Raw genomic sequence first — 18,795 nt, 5'->3', positions numbered from 1 at the left:
TCACCCTGTTCTTGGGGTGGGGGGCTTTTTCGTGCGCGCAGCACACCTATTCAGCGAAAAGATTTATTCCGAATCACTTTTAGCGAAACGACGCCGATTGGCATCACCGGGATCAAATCAATAGGATAGTATTCTGCGCCTCGCCATTTTTGGGGAGTGCAAAACTGTGAATACCTCGAAAAAAAATCACATGCTAAGGTTGTTTTCCCTAACCTATGGATCGAGGCTTTACATGTCAGATGAATGGATCATTGATGTTCTTACCGACCTGAAGGCCTATGCCGTGAAAAATGGTTTAAGTGTCACGGCAGACCAGTTGGATGATGCGCGCCTTATCGCCATGACCGAGATCGCAAGCGCTTCACGTCGGACGACGGAGAACGTGAAGCCATATGATAAACCGGTTGGAAGACCTACTCTCTACATTGCAGGCGGCGAGCACGCTTGAGGATCTTCAAAGCGTTATCGAAGCGCTTCGGGACTACTACAATGTGTCGCATGCCGTTTATCATTGGGTGAACTCTGTCGGAGAGCGTTTCGGCGCGGGAACCTACAGCGCCGAGTGGGTAGATCGCTATCTCGAAAAGGACTACCTGCGGATTGATCCGGTTATTTTCGGATGTTTTCAAAGGTTTACGCCGGTTTCCTGGAAAGAGCTCGACTGGTCCTCGAAGGCCGCACGTGAAATGTTTCAGGACGCGCTTGCGTTCGGTTTAGGCAATCAGGGTTTCACAATTCCGATCCGCGGACCAAATGGACAGTTCGCGCTGTTTACTTTGAACGACAATGTTGCCGATGAGGACTGGGAGCGTTTCGTCGATCAGAACACCCACGATCTGATGATTATTGCACACGAGCTGAACAAAAAGGCGCTGGCATTTGAAAAATGGGGCGAAGAAAGCTCGTCGCCCTCACTGTCGCCGCGCGAACTTTCGGCCATGACCTGCCTCGCCAAAGGGATGAATAGAGCACAAGCTGCGGCTGAGTTGCAGATATCAGAGCACACGCTAAGAGTTTATATCGAATCGGCTCGTCACAAGCTGGGCGCCATGAATACAACCCATGCGGTAGCGCGTGCGTTGTCGACGGGAATCATCATCGTTTAAAATTTGATGAAAACGCACGAGACATTTGCCTTACATTAACCTTAAGGCGACCATTGTTTGGCTAGCTTATCGGACAAAGGAGCCAATCTCATGCTGCGCTATCTCTATGGTAACGATCTTAACAATTTCCCTCTGCTTGCAGACACCATGTTCCGCGATCGGGCTGAACAATTCTCGCGCCGTCTCGGCTGGGATGTTCACGTCAACGAGGCAGGGCACGAACGTGACGAGTATGATGCCATTAACCCTCTCTATGTGATCTGGGAACAGGCTGATGGCCGTCACGGTGGATCAATGCGTTTTCTGCCCACAGTGGGGCAAACGATGGTCAACGACCACTTCATCCATTTGACCGAAGGTGTGCGGATTGAAAGCCCGCTCATTTGGGAATGCACCCGGTTCTGTCTGGCACCCGGTGCCGACCGTCGCGCGTCGGCCGCACTTGCGTTGGGGGCCGGAGAGTTGATGAGCGCCTTCAAACTGAAGCACTATGTCGGTGTGTTCGATCCGCGCATGGAGCGGATCTATCGCCTGATGGGGCTTGAGCCCGAGGTCGTCGGTATGGACGGTGAAGGCAAGGAACGGATCGGTGTAGGCCTATGGTCGATGAATGACGATGCCTTTGCCCCAACCCTCGAACGGGTGGGCGTCAGCCGCGAAACCAGCAAAAGCTGGTTGCGTTATTCACTCGGCCTTGGCGCACGTTCTGCTCCGCAAGAGCAAGACCTGCCCGAAACCGCCTGACGAAAACGTTGTGGCCAGCGCCTATGCGCTGGCGCAGGACCAGAGTGCAGGTTAGGGTCGCGCTATGACCGAACGCGCGCCCCTGACCTACTCTGACGACCAGGCCGAAGCCCATGATCGCGTGGCTGAAATGCTGCGCGGTGCGGGGGTTGATCTGGACGATGCTGTGCTGACGCCGCTTGCGGACGGAAAGGCACAAGTGATGGCTGTCATCGGCAAAGCAGGGTCGGGAAAGACCCTGCTTTTGGCCGAACTCTACAAGGCGTTGCAGGATGCGGGCGTCGAGGTTGTGTCGGGCGACTGGGAAGGCAAGCGCCGCAAGGATCGACGCACTTTGGCCATTCTGGCACCAACCAACAAGGCCGCAAGCGTGCTACGAAACCGTGGCGTGCCGGCGACCACAATTCACCGCATCCTCTACACGCCGGTCTATGACCCGGAATACGAGAAAATAGCGGAATGGCTGGCTGGAAACGGCGAACGGCCAACGGTTGAGGGCTTGACGGATGACGCGCTTGACCGCGCGTTTGCGTTTTACCAGACACAGAAATCCATTCCTGGCGCGCTGGCCGCAGCGGGACTGCGCGGATCCGATTTTATCACCGGCTGGAAACGTCGAGATGACCCGCTGGACATTGGCTTTGTCGATGAAAGCTCGATGTTGGATGAAAAGCAACTGTCCGATCTGCGCGAGATTTTCCCGACGCTCGTGTTGTTCGGGGATCCTGCTCAACTGGCCCCGGTCGGCCAATCCGGCGAGATGGTGTTTGACAAGCTGGGTGCACGCCGCAAGCTGGAGCTTCACCGCATACACCGGCAAGCGCAGGACAACCCGATCTTGGATCTGGCCCATGCCTTGGCGGATGACACGCTCGACTTTGCGTCATTCGAGCAAATGATCGAGGACGCAGCGCGCGTTGATGATCGTGTCGTGGTGGCTGCACGCGTGAATGCCGACCTGATGGCGCGGTCTCCGGTTTTGGTCTGGCGCAATGTGACCCGTGTGCGGTTGATCAGTGCATTCCGAGGCGCTTTCGGTGCCCCCGAACATTCGCTTCTTCCCGGTGAACCGCTGATCTGCGACGGGATCGAGCTGCCATTGAAGCACCGAAAAAAGCGGATTGATCTAGAAGCGCGTGGTCTAATCAAGGGCGCTCAATGCGTCTATCTTGGGCCGGGAAATCGCGAGGGCTTTTCGCGGCTTCACGTGATCGGTGCCGAAGACCCTCAGGTGTCCGTGGCGTCGATCATCAAGATCGAGATGCCAGACGAGGAAGAGCCGTTCATCCCCTACGCGGCCCGAATGGGCGCCGCGTTTCTTCATGGGGCTGCGGTCACGATCCACAAGGCGCAGGGGTCTCAATGGCCAGAGGTGCAAGTGTTTGCGCCAGATATCTGGGCGGCGTCGCGGGCTGGGCGCACCGAAGCAGGTTTGCCGCTGTGGAAACGTTTGGCCTATGTGGCGATCACCCGCGCGGAAACGCGGCTTCATTGGGTCAAGCGCTACGCCATGGCGCGCCCGCAGGCCGAGCTTTCAACAGCAGACCTGTCGACAAAACCCGCCCCGCTCAACTTGCAGTCCGAAGGAGAAGTCGATGCCTAGCCTTCTGATCACCGGTGCCAGTGCAGGTATTGGCCGTGCCGTGGCAGAAACCTTTCTGGCAGAGGGCTGGACCGTGGGCCTTCTGGCCCGCCGCCGTGAGGCGCTGGAAGAAGTCGCCGCGGGGCATGACCGTGCCATTGTGTTGCCCGCGGATGTGTCGAAGCCACAAGACGTAGACGCCGCGTTTGACAGTTTCACGTCGCAGGCCGGGCGGCTGGACCTGCTGTTCAATAACGCAGGGCTGTTCACCGAAGCGGCTCCGATTAACGAGGTGTCGGTCGAGGATTGGTCGCGTGCCGTGTCGGTCAATTTGACGGGGATGTTCCTGTGCGCGCGTGCCGCCTTTGCCCGGATGCGGTCACAGACGCCGCAAGGTGGACGGATCATCAATAATGGCTCGGTCAGCGCCCATGTTCCGCGGGCGGGGGCCGTGACCTATACCGTCACCAAACATGGTGTCACAGGGCTGACGCGCCAGATCAGCCTGGATGGCCGCCCCTTCGATATCGCGTGCGGTCAGATCGACATTGGCAACGCGCGCACCGAGCTTTTGCAGGGCATTGTCGATGCCTCGGTTCGCGACGGCGTTGCGCCCCCGCCGACGATGGATGTCAGCGATGTCGCGCGGTCGGTTTTGCACATGGCGACTTTGCCGCTTGAAGCGAATGTGCAGTTTATGACGGTCATGGCAACAAAGATGCCCTATATCGGGCGCGGCTAGAAGCGCGCTCAGGTGCGCAGGATCAACCGGAATGCAGCCGAAGCGCCCCAACCTGCGGCGATGGCAATCACCAGAGACAGAAGCCCGTAAATCAGCGGCTGCTCATGGGCGAGGTTGAAGATCCAGCGCTCCAATCCGACCTTCTGCACGTTGATCACCGTCTCATATTGCGATGCAACATAGCCGCCACGGGTCAGAAAAATCCGCGTGCGATAGTCACCTTCGGTCAGGTTGGCCGGCAAGGCAATGCGGGTGTCGAACAGCGTTTCTTCGCGTAGGTTCACGGTGTTTTCCATCAGCGTGTAAAGGCCGTTGTTTTCACGAATGCGAATGAGGGCCGCTGAGAAATCACGCGGGTCTTCATTGGTGAAGGGGTTGTCACTGATGCGGATGGACCGCTCAACTGAAATGAGGTGGCGCAGATCATCCAGAATGGACACGGTTTGTGACAGCGGGGCCGAGGTCGCCACCGCGTAAAAGCTGGGTGCAGCAGCAAGTTCCATTGCGTCGGTGTTGACCCAGATGCCGAACCGTTTCGCCTTGCGGCGCACTGTCACGGGCGATGCTGGCCCTTCAACGACGACGATAACTTGCAGGGGATCACCCTCGGGCGGTGGTTTGTCGCGCTTGACCGCACCAAAGATCAGGATTTCTGACCCGACGAAGGTTGCGGTGATGGACACGCGGTTCTGGCTCAGCCCGGCCACGACCTTTTCCGCGCGGGCGGGCAAGGCCAGCGCGATGAAGAAAAGAAGAAGGGACAAGGTGCGCCGCATCAGTGGCCACCTTTCGCGCCAAGTTCGTAAAGCTCGGCGGGTTGGATCAGCAGGTCGATCGCAAGTTTGCCGCACACAATTAACACCATCAGCGCCAATAGAACGCGCAGCTGTTCTGCTTTCAGCTTGGTGCCGATGCGCGCGCCGATCTGGGCCCCCACCACGCCACCAACCAGCAGCAAAACGGCCAGCCCCATATCAACGGTGAAGTTGGTCGTCGCGTGCAATAGCGTCGTGAAGGCGGTCACGAAGATGATCTGAAACAGCGATGTGCCAACAACCACCTTGGTGGGCATTCCCAGAAGGTAGATCATTGCAGGCACCATGATGAACCCGCCGCCAACCCCCATGATCGCAGCCAGTATGCCCACCAGAATTCCGACGATGATCGGCGGAATGACCGAGATATAAAGCCCCGATGTGCGGAACTTCATCTTGAAGGGCAGATTGTGAAGCCATGTGTGCTTGCGCCGGGTCGGCACCACAGTGCCACCGCGTGACTGCAGCAAGGCGCGCAGGCTTTCCACGAACATAAGCGAACCGATGACGCCCAAAAACAGCACATAGGACAGCTTCACCAACAGATCGACCTGGCCGATTGCCTTGAGGCTGTTGAACAGTTGCACCCCGAAGGCCGCACCGATCAGGCCACCGACCAGCAAAACACAGCCCATTCGCAGGTCTACGGTCTTGCGTTTTAAGTGCGCGAGCACGCCGGAGAACGAGCTGGCAACGATCTGGTTGGCCTCGGTGGCGACGGCGACGGCTGGCGGAATGCCAATGAAAAACAGCAGTGGCGTCATCAAGAACCCACCGCCCACGCCAAACATGCCCGAAAGAATGCCGACGATTCCACCCAATCCGAGCAGCAGAAACGCATTCACGGATACTTCGGCGATCGGCAGGTAAATCTGCATATTCGAAAGACTTCTGGGCTAAGGGCGTTCCGGGGTGATGTTCTCTATACTTGGCCCATTTGCAGGCTGTTAGTCACGCGTTAAGTAGCGGCGAACCAGTTTTTCCAACTTTTTAGCCCCAAGTGGGGCCATTGCTTTGGTGTGCTCGTGGCTGATGGCCTCGTCCGACATCCCCTGCGCCATATTGGTAATTGTCGAGAACGCACCAACGCGCAATCCAAGAAAACGGGCAAGGATCACCTCTGGCACGGTGGACATACCGACAGCGTCTGCGCCCAGGGTGCGGATCGCCCGGATCTCGGCGGGGGTTTCAAATGATGGCCCGGAATACCACGCATAGACGCCTGCTTTCAGCGGGATGCTTTCGGACGTCGCAATCTTGGCAAAGTCCGCCTGCATCTGAGGATCATAGGCGTCGCCCATCGGAACGAAGCGCGCGTCCGAAGGCTCTCCGATCAGGGGATTGAGGCCCGAGAAATTGATATGATCCGAGATCAGCATCAGGTCTCCGGGTGGGATGTCGTGACGCATGGAGCCAGCCGCATTGGTCAAGATCAGCTTGTCAGCCCCCAAAGCCTTGAGCAATTCAAGCGGAAGACGCATCGCATCCGGCTTTCCGTTCTCATAGTAATGCGAGCGGCCCGCAAAAACCGCGACCCGCGTGTCTTCCAATTGGCCCACCACCAGCTTGGCGCTGTGTCCCGAAACATGTGATTGGGGGAAGCCGTCCAGCCGATCATAGGGGATGGCCACGCCTTCGACCGCTTCGGCCAGATGACCCAGACCTGACCCCAGAACAAGACCAAGCTGGACTGGCTCGGGGCCGGCGACGTCGCGAATTTGAGCGGCCAGTGCCTCAGCGTTCTTTGACATAGGGAACACCGCCTGCTTTTGGACCAACCGCCTTGCCGACAAAACCGGCCAGAATGACAACGGTCAGGATATAGGGCAGGGCTTGCATGAATTGCACCGGGATGACGAACCCGCCAAGGTCGATGCTCTGGTAACGGTTCGCGATGGCTTCCAGCAGGCCAAATAGGAACGTTGCGCCTAAGGCAGGAACCGGTTTCCACTTGGCGAAGATCAGGGCGGCCAGTGCGATAAAGCCGCGGCCAGCGCTCATTTCCTTCACAAAACCAGCGCCCAGACCCGTGGCCAGATAGACGCCCGCCAAACCGCAAAGCGTGCCGGCGATCGCCATCGCGCTATAGCGCAGGCCGATCACCGAAATGCCTGCCGTATCGACGGCCGCAGGGTTTTCACCCACGGCACGCAGTCGCAGACCAAAGCGCGTGCGATACAGGACGAACCACGACAGTGGCACCAGAAGCAGGCCGACATAGACCAAAATGGTGTGGCCCGAGATCAGCTCGGTATAGACCTGTTGAATGGGATTGGCCTGTTCAAGCATTTTCGACAAAGGCAACCCGGCAGCTTCGGCGTCGGCTTTGGTGATCGAGAAGGGCAGGTCGATATTTGTGAAACGGCCCTTGCCAAACAGCGACGGCGTGCGCCCACCAAGTGCGAACCATGCCTCGCCAACCAGAACGGTCAGACCCGAAGCAAGGAAGTTCAGCGCAACGCCGGAAATCAGTTGATTGCCTTGAAAGGTGATCGACGCAACGCCATGCACCGCCGAAAACGCAAGCGATCCAGCAACGCCCGCCAGCAAGCCAAGCCAGACCGAACCGGTCATGGCTGCGACGGCAGCGGCAAAGAAGGCCGACACAAGGATCTTGCCCTCAAGCCCAATGTCAAAGATGCCCGCGCGTTCCGAGAAAAGACCAGCAAGGCAGGCGAACAGCAGCGGTATCGCAAGGCGCAGGCCGCTGTCGAAGATTTGGACAATCGTGAAGAAATCCATCAGCTTGCCCTCCGTTTCGCAGCGGCAATGAAGACGCGTTCAACCGGTTTGCGCACCATGTTGTCCAACGCCCCGGTGAACAAGATCACGAGGCCCTGAATGACAATGACAAGTTCGCGCGGGATCTTCGTCCACAGCGACAATTCGCTGCCGCCTTGATACAGAAAGCCGAACAATAGCGCGGCCAGCAATACGCCGAACGGGTGGTTGCGACCCATCAAAGCCACGGCAATGCCGATGAAACCTGCGCCCTCGACCGAGTTCAGGACGAGGCGCTCAGCCTCGCCCATCGTGTTGTTGATCGACATCATACCCGACAGACCACCCGACAGCAGCATCGCGATCATGGTGATCTTGACGGGCGAGATGCCAGCGTAGACGGAAGCCTCCTGGCTATGCCCGAAGGACCGGATCTCGTACCCCAGTCGTGACCGCCAGATCAGCAGATAGACGACCACGCAAGCCGCAAGGGCGATGAAAAGCGAGACATTCACCGGTGCCGATTTGGAAAAGGCGATGCCAAACGGCGCCAGCATCTCGTGCAGGGTCGGCAAATGTGTCGCGTCGGGGAAGCCTGCGGTTTGCGGGTTCATCTCGCCTTTCGGGCGCAAGATATTCACCAGCATGTAGTTCAGAAGCGATGCGGCGATAAAGTTGAACATAATCGTCGTGATCACCACATGGCTGCCGCGCTTGGCTTGCAGATAGGCCGGGATGGCCGCCCAGGCCGCCCCGAAGACGGCGCCGCCAATCATCGCGAAAAGGATCGCGACGGACCAGTGCGGGAAGGGGATGTAAAGGCAGACAAGCGCCACACCCAACCCGCCGACCATCGCCTGACCTTCGCCGCCGATGTTGAACATTGCCGCTTTGAACGCGATCGAAACGGCAAGACCTGTGAAGATGAAATTGGTGGCGTAATACAGCGTATAGCCCCAGCCATAAGTCGACCCAAGCGCCCCCGAAATCATCATCTGCAGCGCTTTGACAGGGTTTTCCCCGATGGCCAGAATGACCAATCCAGAGAGCACAAAGGCGATCAGCAGGTTCAGGAAGGGGATTAGGGCAACGTCGGCCCATTTTGGCATCTTTTCCATCAGGCTGCGTCCCCTTCTTCGGTGACCCCGGCCATCAGAAGGCCAAGCTCGCGTTCGTCGGTCTTGTCCGGAAGGCGTTCACCCATGATGTGTCCGTCGAACATGACAGCGATCCGGTCGCTGAGCGACAAAATCTCCTCCAGCTCGACCGAGATCAAAAGCACGGCTTTGCCTTGATCGCGCAGGGCGATGATTTGTTGGTGAATGAATTCAATCGCACCGATGTCGACACCGCGCGTGGGTTGACCGACCAACAGTAGGTCGGGGTTGCGTTCGATTTCACGGGCGACGACGATTTTCTGCTGGTTGCCCCCAGAGAAGCTTTTGGCTTCGAGATACGGATTTGGTGGCCGGACATCGAAGCGGTCCATCTTGTCCTGCGCAACCTCGATCATCTTCGCATTATCCATCAGAAATTTGTTTTTCTGATATTCTGGTTCGTGGTGGTAACCAAACACCATGTTCTGCCAAGCAGGGAAATCCATGATCAGCCCATGATCCTGCCGGTCCTCTGGCACATGCGCAATGCCACGCGCGCGTCGGGATCGCCCGTCGGAAAACTTTCCCGTCAGATCAATTGGTTGACCGTTGATGCGAATGTCGCCGGTTGCTGTTGCATAGCCGCCCAGAACCTCGAGCAATTGGGACTGTCCGTTGCCGGATACGCCAGCGATGCCAAGGATCTCGCCCGCCCGCACATGCAACGAAATACCCTTGAGGCGTTCAACCCCATGATCGTCAACCATGTGAAGGTCATCCACCTCAAGCACTTTTTCGCCCGGCTGAGCGGGCACTTTGTCAACCCGTAGCAACACCTTGCGGCCCACCATCAATTCGGCCAAATGCTCGGCGTCCGTGTCTTTCGTCTTGACCGTCGCGGTCATTTCACCGCGCCGCATGACAGAAACGGTGTCAGTGATCTCCATGATCTCGCGCAGCTTGTGGGTGATCAAAACAATCGTCTTACCTTGATCGCGCAACCCGTTGAGAATGCGGAACAGGTGGTCAGCTTCGGCGGGGGTCAGCACGCCGGTCGGCTCGTCCAAGATCAAGATGTCAGCTTCGCGGTAGAGCGCTTTCAAAATCTCGACCCGCTGCAGAACCCCCACGCCCAGATCTTCAATCAGGGCGTCTGGATCGACATGCAGCTCATATTCTTCCGCAAGCGACTTCAGTGACTTGCGTGCCTTTGCCAAGGACGGGCGCAGCATTGCGCCCTCTTCGACTCCAAGGATCACATTTTCAAGCACCGAGAAATTTTCAACCAGTTTGAAGTGCTGGAACACCATCCCGATACCGGCGCGAATGGCGGCCTGGCTGTCAGGGATCTGGGTTTCTTTGCCGTGGATGAAGATCTGCCCTTCATCGGCTTTGTAAAACCCATACAAGATGGACATCAGCGTCGATTTGCCCGCGCCGTTTTCGCCGATGATCCCGTGGATCGTCCCCGGCTGCACGGAAATCGAGATGTCCTTGTTCGCCTGCACCGGGCCAAACGCCTTCGAGATGCCGCGAAGTTCGATAGCGGGAGCAACAGACGACTGTTGCTCCCCATTTTTCAGACCAGACATCGCCGGATCAGAAGTTGATGACAGGGCAGCTGTCATCCGACTGATAGTCGTGGACCGCGATCTCGCCTGAGATGATCTTGGCCTTGGCGTCGTCCACGGCGGCCCTCATCTCGTCCGTGACAAGATCGGCGTTGTGCTCGTCCATTGCCAGTCCGACGCCATCATGTGCCAGATCCATGACGCGCATGCCCGGTTTCAGGTTTTCGCCTTCTTTCATCGATTCATAGACGGACACATCGACCCGCTTGACCATCGAGGTCAGAACCTTGCCGGGATGCAGGTAGTTCTGGTTGCTGTCCACACCGATCGACAGGATGCCTTCGTCGGCGGCGGTTTGCAGAACGCCGATGCCGGTGCCGCCTGCTGCGGCATAGATCACGTCAGCGCCTTGGCTGATCTGGGCTTTCGTCAACTCGCCGCCCTTCACCGGGTCATTCCACGCGGTCGGGGTAGTGCCAGTCATGTTCGAAATGATCTTGGCATCTGGGTTTGTCGCCAGAACGCCTTGAGCGTAGCCACAACCAAATTTGCGGATCAGCGGGATGTCCATGCCGCCGATGAAGCCGACCGTGTTCGACTTGGAGGCCATGGCAGCCATGATACCCGCCAGATACGAGCCTTCGTGCTCGGCAAATGCCACATTCAGCACGTTGGGGGCATCAGACCAGCCGTCATTGGCGACGAATGTGGTTTCCGGGAAATCCGGAGCAACCTCAGACAGGGCTGCGGACATGGCAAAGCCCAATGTGACCACAGGGTTAGCACCCGTTTCGGCAAAGCGGCGCAGGGCCTGTTCGCGTTGGGCTTCGGACTGAAGCTCGATCTCAAGATAGCTGCCGCCGGTTTCTTCCGCCCATTTCTGCGCACCATTGAAGCCCGCTTCGTTGAACGATTTGTCGAACTTGCCGCCAAGGTCGAAAATGATCGCCGGCTCGGCCATCACTGCGCCTGCGGTCAGTGCCATTGAAGCAGCGGCACCAAGAAAGGTTTTCATCAGGGTCATTTGAACACTCCCGGTTGTTGTTGCTGGGGCGGCTGGACATCTTGTCCGCCGATTCCCAAATTCTGCGAGCAGATCGCTGACTAGGATCATCCGGGATTTTGGGCAAAGGGCAAGAGCGCGGTCAATATTAAGTTTTCAGCGTCGACCTGAAAACGCCGGAAATTCAGGCGCTTCACGTTAGGGAAAGCGCTTTTCCATCAAGATCGCATCGACGTTTTCTTTCCCGGACCGCGCATAGTATCCCTTGCGACGACCAGATTCGTGCCACCCTGCGCCGGAATACAGCGCACGCGCCTTGGTATTATCCTGCGCAACTTCAAGAAATGCCCGTTTCGCGCCGCGTTCCGTGGCGTTGGCCTCAAATCCGCGCAGAAGGCGCGCGCCCATTCCAGTGCCCCGCGTCGCAGGCAGGACGGCAATCGTCAGAAGCTCGGCCTCATCGGCGACGACACGTCCCATCACGAAGCCTGCGCGATCGGTTACGACAAAGACATGGGGCGAGGCGAGAAGTCCAGCGATCTCGGACGTGGTCCAGCCACGCGCGGGGTGAAACGACGTGGCATGGATATCCGCCAAGGTGTCGGGTGTGGCACCGCGCATGCGAGGGTCTGTTCCTTATGGCAAGATGGTGGGGGCAGGGTCACGGGGTGGAGCAGCATCAGCCGCGCGAACATAAAGCGGGGCAGGGCGCGGCACGGGGCTTTGTGGATCAGCGTGTGAAAATCGCCGGGCAGAAATGCGCGCGATTTTAACGGCAATGTCCGTCACAGCATCGGGGCCGATATGTTGGCCGGGCAGTGCTGTCGCTTCGGTGAGGGGGATCAGAATCGGGGCGTCGTCTTCTGCGTCCAACCCAAGGAATTGGGCATAGACATGATCGCGGCGCGCATCAATCAGGGACCAGACCGGGCGTGGGGCGTCGCCAGCCTGCGCTTCCAGTGACGATACGCCGATTGCCGGCACGTCCAACGACAGGGCTAAACCCCGCGCGGCGGCAACCGATATGCGGATGCCGGTGAAGTTGCCCGGCCCGATCCCGACGCCGATGGCGCTGAGGTCACGCCAGTGGACCCCGCCCTCGGCCAGAACCTCTTCGAGCAATGGCATAAGGCGTTCGGCCTGCCCCTTCGCCATGTCTTCGACGCGATGAACGATGATCGTGTCGCCAGACAGCAAAGCGGCCGCGCAATGCGCGGCCGATGTGTCGAAGGAAAGGATCAAAGGATCACGCGGCAACAGGGCGGACCTCGATCACTTCGGGGATATAGTGCTTGAGCAGGTTTTCGATGCCCATCTTCAGCGTCAGCGTCGACGAGGGGCACCCCGCACAGGCGCCTTGCATGTGCAGGTAGACGATGCCGCGATCAAACCCGTGGAATGTTATGTCGCCGCCATCCTGAGCGACGGCGGGACGCACGCGCGTGTCCAGCAGCTCTTTGATCTGCTCGACGATTTCGCCATCTTCGCCAGTGTGTTCCGCATGACCTGCCGGGGCCGTGGCTTCGCCTGCCATGATGGGTTGACCGGACTGAAAATGTTCCATGATCGCGCCAAGAATTGCTGGCTTGATGTGATCCCAGTCGATGTCTTCGCCCTTGGTGACGGTGACAAAGTCACCACCAAAGAAAACACCTGTGACGCCCTGCACTTTGAAAATGCGTTCGGCCAAAGGAGAGCTGCCAGCCGTGTCGGCCGACGGGAAGTCAGCTGTGCCTGTGCCCAGCACAGCCTGTCCGGGAAGGAATTTCAGTGTGGCGGGGTTCGGTGTGGATTCGGTCTGGATAAACATGTTGGCGCACCTTTTTTGTCAGGTTTGATATGGGCCTCGGCGCGCGTGAAGTCAAGGTGGTCAAAAGGTCGCTCAGGTGATCGCTTCCAGCCGTTCCTTGGTCATGTTGCCCGGCACGATGGTGATCGGGATCGGCAGGTCGGCCGAGGAACGTGTAAGCTGGGTGACAAGCGGTCCGGGGCCATGTTTGCCTTCGCCGGCCCCAAGCACCAGCACGCCGATTTCCTTGTCCTCGCGCACCTGAGACAGGATTTCAGGCACGGGTTCGCCTTCGCGGATGACAAGTTCGGGGTCGATGCCCTGACGGTCACGCATCCATTTTGCGAACACCTCGAAATGCACGGTGATCCGTTCACGCGCTTCTTCGCGCATCAGGGCGCCGACGCCGATCCAGTGATTGAACTCATCTGGTGGTATGATCGACAGAACTTCGACCCCGCCCCCGGTATTGGCTGCCCGCATCGCGGCAAAGCGCATGGCATTCAGGCATTCATGGCTGTCATCAAGGATAACAAGGAACTTGCGCATGTTGGACCTCCCAAAACGGGGCCAGTCTGCATCAGGGGCGAAAGGCTGTCTATGGTTTTCAACGCGGCACGCGCCGGGCAATTCGGGCGGCATAGGCGGTGATCAGGATCGCCAGAAGGACCAACCGACCCACATGAGCAGCGGCGACGAAACTGGGGTCAGCGCCCATCGCCACCCCGACAATGATCATGGTTTCCAGCCCGCCGGGGGCAAACCCGACAAGCAGATCCAGCATCGGAAGGCCGGACAGATAGGCCGCTGGAATGGCGACGGCGGCGGCCATCAGCCCGGTCAATGCGACGACGATCCCGCCGGCCGCCACGTTTCGTTTCAGGTCGCGCCATGTGACGCCTGAAAACCGGGTGCCGATCAGGCATCCCATCATCACCAGCACCACCTGGCTGACCCATGGGGGCAGGTTGCCATCGACCACCCCGGTCAGGTGAAACGCTGCGGCGGCAATCATCGCGGCCAGCAAAACCGGCGCAGGCAGGCGCGCGCGGATCAGCAACGGCGTCAGGGCCAGTGCGACGGCCAGTTCGGCGCCCAGCATCAGCCACGGTGCCGTGGCGCGGCCAACCGGTAGGCCGGGACCAAGGTCGATCCCCGACAGGCGCGCGGCCAGTGGCACGAACAGGCTGAGCGCCAGAACACGGAACGAGGCGAGGATCGCGGGGCGTGCGACCGGAATACCCAGGCTGTCGGACAGGGAGACGACGAGGCTCAGATGGCCGGGGGCGGCCGACAAAAAAGCCTCGTCCCGGTCAAACCCCATCGTGCGCGTCAGCACCCAGCGTCCGGCAAATGGCGTTGCGAGGGTGAGCGCGGCGAGCATTGAAAAGGCAACGGGCCAGCGCAGCACCGCCTCAATGCTGGTGGGGGTGACCATCGACCCAACTGTGATCCCCACCAGAATGAAGATTACGTTGCGCAGCGGTGGGGCAATGTCGGTGTCCATCCCGCGCAAGCTGGCAATTGCAACCACCAGAGCGGGCCCGACCAACAGCCCCATCGGCATGTTGATCGCCCAGGCAATCGCCGCGCCAACGGACCCGACACACAGTGTCAGAACCGTACGAAGCGGCTCACGCATTGGAATGTGCCCAGTCCCAATACAATTCGCGCACTCGTTGCGTCATTGGGCCGGAGTTATACATGGTGCCGTCAAACTCGCTGACCGGTGTGACCTTCATCATGTTGCCGGACAGGAAAACCTCGTCAGCGCGGTGAAAGTCATCGAAGGTCAATACCGCTTCATGCACCTTTATCCCGTCCGCGCGCATATTGGCGATGTGACGCGCACGGGTGATGCCTGCAAGGAAACAGCCATTTGCGATGGGTGTGAACACCTCTTTGTCGCGCACCATGAACACGTTGGCAGATGACGTTTCCGCCACATTCCCCAGCGCGTCGGCGACCAGCGCGTTGCCGTATCCCTTTGCGCGTGCTTCGGCCAGCATCCGCGCGTTGTTTGGGTAAAGGCACCCGGCCTTGGCGTTGACCACCGCGTCCTCCATCACCGGACGGCGAAAGCGGGTGGTCGTCAGGGTGGTCGAGGCCGTCTTCGGCGCCATCGGGATTTCTTCAAGCGAGACGGCGAAGCCCGTAGCGCCCTCTTTCGGCACGATCCCCAGATCGCCCCCTTCCAGCGCCCAATACATGGGCCGGATATAAACGGCGGCGTCCTTGGGATAGGCGGCCAGCCCTTCCTTGACGATCTCGACCATGTCGGCGGAGGAGACTGTGGGCGTGATCATCAGGGCTTCGGCTGATCGGTTCACCCGCGCGCAATGTGGCTCAAGGTCCGGGAGGATGCCTTCGAAATACCGCGCCCCATCAAAAACGGTCGTGCCAAGCCAAGCGCCATGGTCGGCAGCATTCATGACCGGAATGTCGCCCGCGTGCCATGTGCCGTTGAAATAGGTGCGAATGTTGGTGCCGGTCGCCATCGGGGCCTCCTTCAATTTCAAGCAGACAGTATCAGGCAAAAGACCGGTGTCCAGACCCGTTGCGCGGCGTGCTGGGCGGTCAGCGGATGCCAATATCGGCCAGCGCCGCGGCCAGTTCGTTGGGCAAGGGAGTGTCGTCGCTGTGGGTGCTTTCGGTCGACAAGTCGCGCGGTGCATCTTGTGGGTTCAGATAGCGCCAGCCCTGAAAGGCTCGGCGCGGCTGGCTTTCGGTGCGCACAATTTTCGGGTCAAGCACGATGCCACAGCGGCGAATACCGTCGTCGCCGATCACCTCTTCCAGCCGCACAATGCGCTGTCGGGCAAGGACAAGCCCTTTGAAAACCCAGTATAGCGATCCACCGGCCAGCAGCATTTCCTCACGCTTGGGCCACATCCGCGTGACATGGCGGGGATTTGGCAGACCGCCTGCCGCCATGCGGGCGGCCTGCCATGTCTCAAGGTCTTCGACCCGCTCAGCTCCGACGCAGAGTTTTACAAGATTTATGGTGTCAACCAAAGCAGCACCCCAGATGTTGTGGTTAGCTTGCCACTTTACGCCGAATCTCGTCCTTTGGCAATTGACCTTCCCCGACCTGATCGCCTAGTCTGAAAGGCCTTCCAACACGCACAGGAATCGCCCGAATGAGCCGCTTTGCTGCCCCTATCGCCGAACAAATCTGGGACATGAAATACCGTCTGAAAACGGCCAAAGGCACGCCGGTAGACAAAACGGTCGAGGATACGTGGCGCCGGATTGCCCGGTCGCTGGCCGAGGCTGAACCAGCGCAGGAAGACGCGTTTTATAGCGCGCTGGAAGATTTCAAATTCCTGCCCGCAGGCCGGATCACCGCGGGCGCAGGGACAGGGCGGGCGGTGACGCTGTTCAACTGCTTTGTCATGGGAACGATCCCCGACAGCATGGGCGGCATTTTCGATATGTTGAAAGAGGCCGCGCTGACCATGCAGCAGGGTGGCGGGATCGGCTATGACTTCTCCACCATCCGCCCGCGTGGCGCGGATGTGAAGGGCGTGGCGGCCGATGCCTCTGGCCCGCTCAGCTTCATGGATGTGTGGGACGCCATGTGCCGCACCATCATGTCGGCAGGCTCGCGTCGCGGTGCGATGATGGCCACGATGCGCTGTGATCACCCCGACATTGAGGACTTCATCACCGCGAAATCCGACGCCGCACGGCTGCGTATGTTCAACATGTCGGTATTGGTCACGGATGACTTCATGCAGGCCGTCAAAGACGACGCCAGCTGGGATTTGAAATTCGAAGACACCATTTACCACACCGTCGAAGCGCGCGATCTTTGGAACAAGATCATGAAGGCGACCTATGATTACGCCGAGCCGGGCGTGATCTTCATCGACCGCATCAACCAGATGAACAACCTCGCTTATTGCGAGACAATCGCCGCCACAAACCCGTGCGGGGAACAGCCCCTGCCGCCCTATGGCGCGTGCCTGCTAGGCTCTATCAACCTTGCGCGGCTGGTTGCGGACCCGTTCGAGGACGCGGCCCACTTGGACGGCGACGCGCTGACCGAACTGGTCGCGACCGCCGTGCGGATGATGGACAACGTGGTCGATGCCAGCCGCTTCCCGCTGGAAGCACAGCGGCAGGAAGCCCAAGCCAAACGCCGGATCGGCCTTGGTGTGACGGGCCTTGCCGACGCGTTGTTGATGCTGGGTCTGCGTTACGGCTCGGACGAGGCCGCCGCCCAGACCGAAGCATGGATGAAGCAGATCGCACGGGCGGCTTATCTGGCGTCAGTGGAACTGGCGAAAGAGAAGGGACCGTTCCCGCTGTTTGACGCAGAAAAATATCTCGCGTCCGGTTCGCTGACCCATATGGACGACGACGTGCGCAATGCGATCCGTGAACACGGCATTCGCAATGCGCTGCTGACGTCCATTGCGCCCACCGGCACGATTAGCCTCTATGCGGGCAATGTGTCGTCGGGGATCGAGCCGGTCTTTGCCTATGCCTACACCCGCAAGGTGCTGCAAAAAGATGGCTCGCGCACGGAAGAAGAGGTCGTGGACTATGCCGTTCAAATGTGGCGCGACAAGTTTGGTGACAAGGAACTGCCCGACTATTTCGTGAACGCCCAAACGCTGGAGCCTTTGGCGCATGTGAAGATGCAGGCCGCCGCGCAGAAATGGATCGACAGCTCGATCTCGAAAACCATCAACTGCCCGGAAGATATCAGTTTTGAGGCGTTCAAAACGGTCTATATGGAAGCATGGGACAGCGGCTGCAAAGGTTGCACGACCTATCGACCGAACGAGGTCACGGGGTCCGTCCTGTCAGTGTCCGAGGTCAGCGAAAAGGCCCCCGAGGCCGACACCGGTGCGGATGTCGTCTATATCTCCGAGCCGCTCGACCGCCCGCAATCGCTGGAGGGTCATACCTACAAAGTCAAATGGCCTGACAGCGAGCACGCGATTTATATCACCGTGAACGATCTGGTGTTGAACGGTCACCGCCGCCCGTTCGAGGTGTTCATCAACTCGAAGAATATGGAGCATTTCGCCTGGACGGTTGCGTTGACGCGCATGATCTCGGCCGTGTTCCGGCGCGGCGGCGATGTGAGCTTTGTCGTCGAAGAACTGAAAGCGGTCTTCGACCCGCGCGGCGGCGCGTGGATGGAAGGGAAATACATCCCCTCAATCCTCGCAGCCATCGGTGGCGTGATCGAACGTCACATGGTTCTGACAGGGTTCATCGAAGGCGAGGGGATGGGCTTGAAAACCGACCCCCACGCCGAGGTCGTCAACCTTGGCAACGCCCCACGCGGCCCGGCCTGCCCAAGCTGTGGGCAATATGACATGCGGATGATCGAAGGCTGCATGACCTGTGCGTCTTGTGGCCATTCCAAGTGCGGCTAGGTCAGATCGAGCGTCAGGTGGAGGCTCCCATAGTCTTGCCAGTTTGACTCCAGGGATTGCCATTTTGGTCCAATAGGTTCGCCATTGGTCATTTTTACTTGCCGAAACGCGAAATGATGGCTGGCCGAAGGGATCTCGGGGCTAAGAGTTGGGCGCAGAAAGAATGGCGCATTGGTATACGGCAAATACCCAGTTTGGGTATGAAAACATCATCACTTTCTGCATCAGA

20 protein-coding genes are annotated in these 18,795 nt (G+C 58.9%); 6 read left to right on the top strand and 14 right to left on the bottom strand.

The window, feature by feature from the left end:
• The first annotated feature begins 232 nt into the window (after positions 1-232).
• The 5 genes from ACXYMP_RS08715 to ACXYMP_RS08695 all read left to right on the top strand — a co-directional run bounded on the left by ACXYMP_RS08715 (position 233) and on the right by ACXYMP_RS08695 (position 4,174).
• On the top strand, positions 233-448 hold the full coding sequence (locus tag ACXYMP_RS08715) for a hypothetical protein (RefSeq protein WP_298565597.1): 216 nt from the start codon (positions 233-235) through the stop codon (positions 446-448).
• Positions 393-1,106 carry a helix-turn-helix transcriptional regulator gene (locus ACXYMP_RS08710; protein WP_298565599.1) on the top strand — a complete coding sequence of 238 codons (714 nt, stop codon included), beginning with the start codon at positions 393-395 and terminating at the stop codon, positions 1,104-1,106. The genes ACXYMP_RS08715 and ACXYMP_RS08710 overlap by 56 nt, the downstream gene beginning before the upstream one ends.
• Positions 1,107-1,196: 90 nt before the next feature.
• The gene (locus ACXYMP_RS08705) at positions 1,197-1,850 is read left to right on the top strand and encodes an acyl-homoserine-lactone synthase (RefSeq protein ID WP_298565601.1); all 654 of its coding nucleotides are present in this window, start codon (positions 1,197-1,199) and stop codon (positions 1,848-1,850) included.
• 64 nt (positions 1,851-1,914) lie between these two features.
• On the top strand, positions 1,915-3,453 hold the full coding sequence (locus ACXYMP_RS08700) for an ATP-dependent DNA helicase (RefSeq protein WP_458905698.1): 1,539 nt from the start codon (positions 1,915-1,917) through the stop codon (positions 3,451-3,453).
• Positions 3,446-4,174 (top strand): SDR family oxidoreductase, encoded by a 729-nt coding sequence (locus ACXYMP_RS08695; RefSeq protein ID WP_458905696.1) that lies wholly within the window; start codon positions 3,446-3,448, stop codon positions 4,172-4,174. Before ACXYMP_RS08700 ends, ACXYMP_RS08695 begins: the two co-directional genes overlap by 8 nt.
• A gap of 8 nt (positions 4,175-4,182) precedes the next feature.
• Here ACXYMP_RS08695 and ACXYMP_RS08690 read toward each other — a convergent pair whose 3' ends face one another.
• From ACXYMP_RS08690 to ACXYMP_RS08625, 14 genes are all read right to left on the bottom strand, one after another.
• Entirely contained in the window at positions 4,183-4,950 is a 768-nt protein-coding gene (locus tag ACXYMP_RS08690; protein ID WP_458905694.1) for a TIGR02186 family protein, read from the bottom strand.
• Complete coding sequence (locus ACXYMP_RS08685) at positions 4,950-5,867, bottom strand: sulfite exporter TauE/SafE family protein (protein ID WP_298565609.1); 918 nt, start codon at positions 5,865-5,867, stop codon at positions 4,950-4,952. Before ACXYMP_RS08685 ends, ACXYMP_RS08690 begins: the two co-directional genes overlap by 1 nt.
• A gap of 69 nt (positions 5,868-5,936) precedes the next feature.
• The gene (locus ACXYMP_RS08680) at positions 5,937-6,740 is read right to left on the bottom strand and encodes a purine-nucleoside phosphorylase (RefSeq protein ID WP_298565610.1); all 804 of its coding nucleotides are present in this window, start codon (positions 6,738-6,740) and stop codon (positions 5,937-5,939) included.
• The gene (locus ACXYMP_RS08675; protein WP_298565612.1) at positions 6,724-7,731 is read right to left on the bottom strand and encodes an ABC transporter permease; all 1,008 of its coding nucleotides are present in this window, start codon (positions 7,729-7,731) and stop codon (positions 6,724-6,726) included. Before ACXYMP_RS08675 ends, ACXYMP_RS08680 begins: the two co-directional genes overlap by 17 nt.
• Positions 7,731-8,828: an ABC transporter permease gene (locus ACXYMP_RS08670; RefSeq protein WP_298565614.1), complete on the bottom strand. Its 1,098-nt coding sequence runs from the start codon at positions 8,826-8,828 to the stop codon at positions 7,731-7,733. The genes ACXYMP_RS08675 and ACXYMP_RS08670 overlap by 1 nt, the downstream gene beginning before the upstream one ends.
• Entirely contained in the window at positions 8,828-10,399 is a 1,572-nt protein-coding gene (locus ACXYMP_RS08665; protein ID WP_298565615.1) for an ABC transporter ATP-binding protein, read from the bottom strand. The genes ACXYMP_RS08670 and ACXYMP_RS08665 overlap by 1 nt, the downstream gene beginning before the upstream one ends.
• Before the next feature lie 7 nt (positions 10,400-10,406).
• The gene (locus ACXYMP_RS08660) at positions 10,407-11,402 is read right to left on the bottom strand and encodes a BMP family lipoprotein (RefSeq protein WP_298565616.1); all 996 of its coding nucleotides are present in this window, start codon (positions 11,400-11,402) and stop codon (positions 10,407-10,409) included.
• 177 nt (positions 11,403-11,579) lie between these two features.
• On the bottom strand, positions 11,580-12,002 hold the full coding sequence (locus ACXYMP_RS08655; protein WP_458905690.1) for a GNAT family N-acetyltransferase: 423 nt from the start codon (positions 12,000-12,002) through the stop codon (positions 11,580-11,582).
• A 15-nt stretch (positions 12,003-12,017) separates the two neighbouring features.
• Positions 12,018-12,638, bottom strand: a complete 621-nt coding sequence (gene tsaB / locus ACXYMP_RS08650; protein ID WP_298565620.1) for a tRNA (adenosine(37)-N6)-threonylcarbamoyltransferase complex dimerization subunit type 1 TsaB — start codon at positions 12,636-12,638, stop codon at positions 12,018-12,020.
• Positions 12,628-13,191 carry a NifU family protein gene (locus tag ACXYMP_RS08645; protein ID WP_298565621.1) on the bottom strand — a complete coding sequence of 188 codons (564 nt, stop codon included), beginning with the start codon at positions 13,189-13,191 and terminating at the stop codon, positions 12,628-12,630. Before ACXYMP_RS08645 ends, tsaB begins: the two co-directional genes overlap by 11 nt.
• 72 nt (positions 13,192-13,263) lie before the next feature.
• On the bottom strand, positions 13,264-13,719 hold the full coding sequence (locus ACXYMP_RS08640; RefSeq protein ID WP_298565623.1) for a universal stress protein: 456 nt from the start codon (positions 13,717-13,719) through the stop codon (positions 13,264-13,266).
• A 58-nt stretch (positions 13,720-13,777) separates the two neighbouring features.
• Positions 13,778-14,812 carry an AbrB family transcriptional regulator gene (locus ACXYMP_RS08635; protein WP_458905687.1) on the bottom strand — a complete coding sequence of 345 codons (1,035 nt, stop codon included), beginning with the start codon at positions 14,810-14,812 and terminating at the stop codon, positions 13,778-13,780.
• On the bottom strand, positions 14,805-15,668 hold the full coding sequence (locus ACXYMP_RS08630; protein ID WP_458905685.1) for a branched-chain amino acid aminotransferase: 864 nt from the start codon (positions 15,666-15,668) through the stop codon (positions 14,805-14,807). Before ACXYMP_RS08630 ends, ACXYMP_RS08635 begins: the two co-directional genes overlap by 8 nt.
• A gap of 79 nt (positions 15,669-15,747) precedes the next feature.
• Complete coding sequence (locus ACXYMP_RS08625) at positions 15,748-16,185, bottom strand: DUF1489 family protein (RefSeq protein WP_458905683.1); 438 nt, start codon at positions 16,183-16,185, stop codon at positions 15,748-15,750.
• A gap of 125 nt (positions 16,186-16,310) precedes the next feature.
• On the opposite strand from ACXYMP_RS08625, the gene ACXYMP_RS08620 reads away from it, so the two are divergent.
• The gene (locus ACXYMP_RS08620; protein WP_458905681.1) at positions 16,311-18,566 is read left to right on the top strand and encodes an adenosylcobalamin-dependent ribonucleoside-diphosphate reductase; all 2,256 of its coding nucleotides are present in this window, start codon (positions 16,311-16,313) and stop codon (positions 18,564-18,566) included.
• Positions 18,567-18,795 lie beyond the last annotated feature (229 nt).

Source organism: Aliiroseovarius sp. CAU 1755 (genome assembly GCF_054482655.1).
This window is presented reverse-complemented; position numbering and strand designations above follow the sequence as displayed.

Bases quoted from the DNA above. Each gene is read 5' to 3' on its own strand.
- ACXYMP_RS08685 (WP_298565609.1), bottom strand. From the start codon at position 5,867: ATGCAGATTTACCTGCCGATCGCCGAAGTATCCGTGAATGCGTTTCTG.
- ACXYMP_RS08660 (WP_298565616.1), bottom strand. From the start codon at position 11,402: ATGACCCTGATGAAAACCTTTCTTGGTGCCGCTGCTTCAATGGCACTG.
- ACXYMP_RS08630 (WP_458905685.1), bottom strand. From the start codon at position 15,668: ATGGCGACCGGCACCAACATTCGCACCTATTTCAACGGCACATGGCAC.
- ACXYMP_RS08675 (WP_298565612.1), bottom strand. From the start codon at position 7,731: ATGGATTTCTTCACGATTGTCCAAATCTTCGACAGCGGCCTGCGCCTT.
- ACXYMP_RS08700 (WP_458905698.1), top strand. From the start codon at position 1,915: ATGACCGAACGCGCGCCCCTGACCTACTCTGACGACCAGGCCGAAGCC.
- ACXYMP_RS08710 (WP_298565599.1), top strand. From the start codon at position 393: ATGATAAACCGGTTGGAAGACCTACTCTCTACATTGCAGGCGGCGAGC.
- ACXYMP_RS08620 (WP_458905681.1), top strand. From the start codon at position 16,311: ATGAGCCGCTTTGCTGCCCCTATCGCCGAACAAATCTGGGACATGAAA.
- ACXYMP_RS08635 (WP_458905687.1), bottom strand. From the start codon at position 14,812: ATGCGTGAGCCGCTTCGTACGGTTCTGACACTGTGTGTCGGGTCCGTT.
- ACXYMP_RS08670 (WP_298565614.1), bottom strand. From the start codon at position 8,828: ATGGAAAAGATGCCAAAATGGGCCGACGTTGCCCTAATCCCCTTCCTG.
- ACXYMP_RS08665 (WP_298565615.1), bottom strand. From the start codon at position 10,399: ATGTCTGGTCTGAAAAATGGGGAGCAACAGTCGTCTGTTGCTCCCGCT.
- ACXYMP_RS08645 (WP_298565621.1), bottom strand. From the start codon at position 13,191: ATGTTTATCCAGACCGAATCCACACCGAACCCCGCCACACTGAAATTC.
- ACXYMP_RS08680 (WP_298565610.1), bottom strand. From the start codon at position 6,740: ATGTCAAAGAACGCTGAGGCACTGGCCGCTCAAATTCGCGACGTCGCC.
- ACXYMP_RS08705 (WP_298565601.1), top strand. From the start codon at position 1,197: ATGCTGCGCTATCTCTATGGTAACGATCTTAACAATTTCCCTCTGCTT.
- ACXYMP_RS08715 (WP_298565597.1), top strand. From the start codon at position 233: ATGTCAGATGAATGGATCATTGATGTTCTTACCGACCTGAAGGCCTAT.
- ACXYMP_RS08655 (WP_458905690.1), bottom strand. From the start codon at position 12,002: ATGCGCGGTGCCACACCCGACACCTTGGCGGATATCCATGCCACGTCG.
- ACXYMP_RS08695 (WP_458905696.1), top strand. From the start codon at position 3,446: ATGCCTAGCCTTCTGATCACCGGTGCCAGTGCAGGTATTGGCCGTGCC.
- ACXYMP_RS08690 (WP_458905694.1), bottom strand. From the start codon at position 4,950: ATGCGGCGCACCTTGTCCCTTCTTCTTTTCTTCATCGCGCTGGCCTTG.
- ACXYMP_RS08640 (WP_298565623.1), bottom strand. From the start codon at position 13,719: ATGCGCAAGTTCCTTGTTATCCTTGATGACAGCCATGAATGCCTGAAT.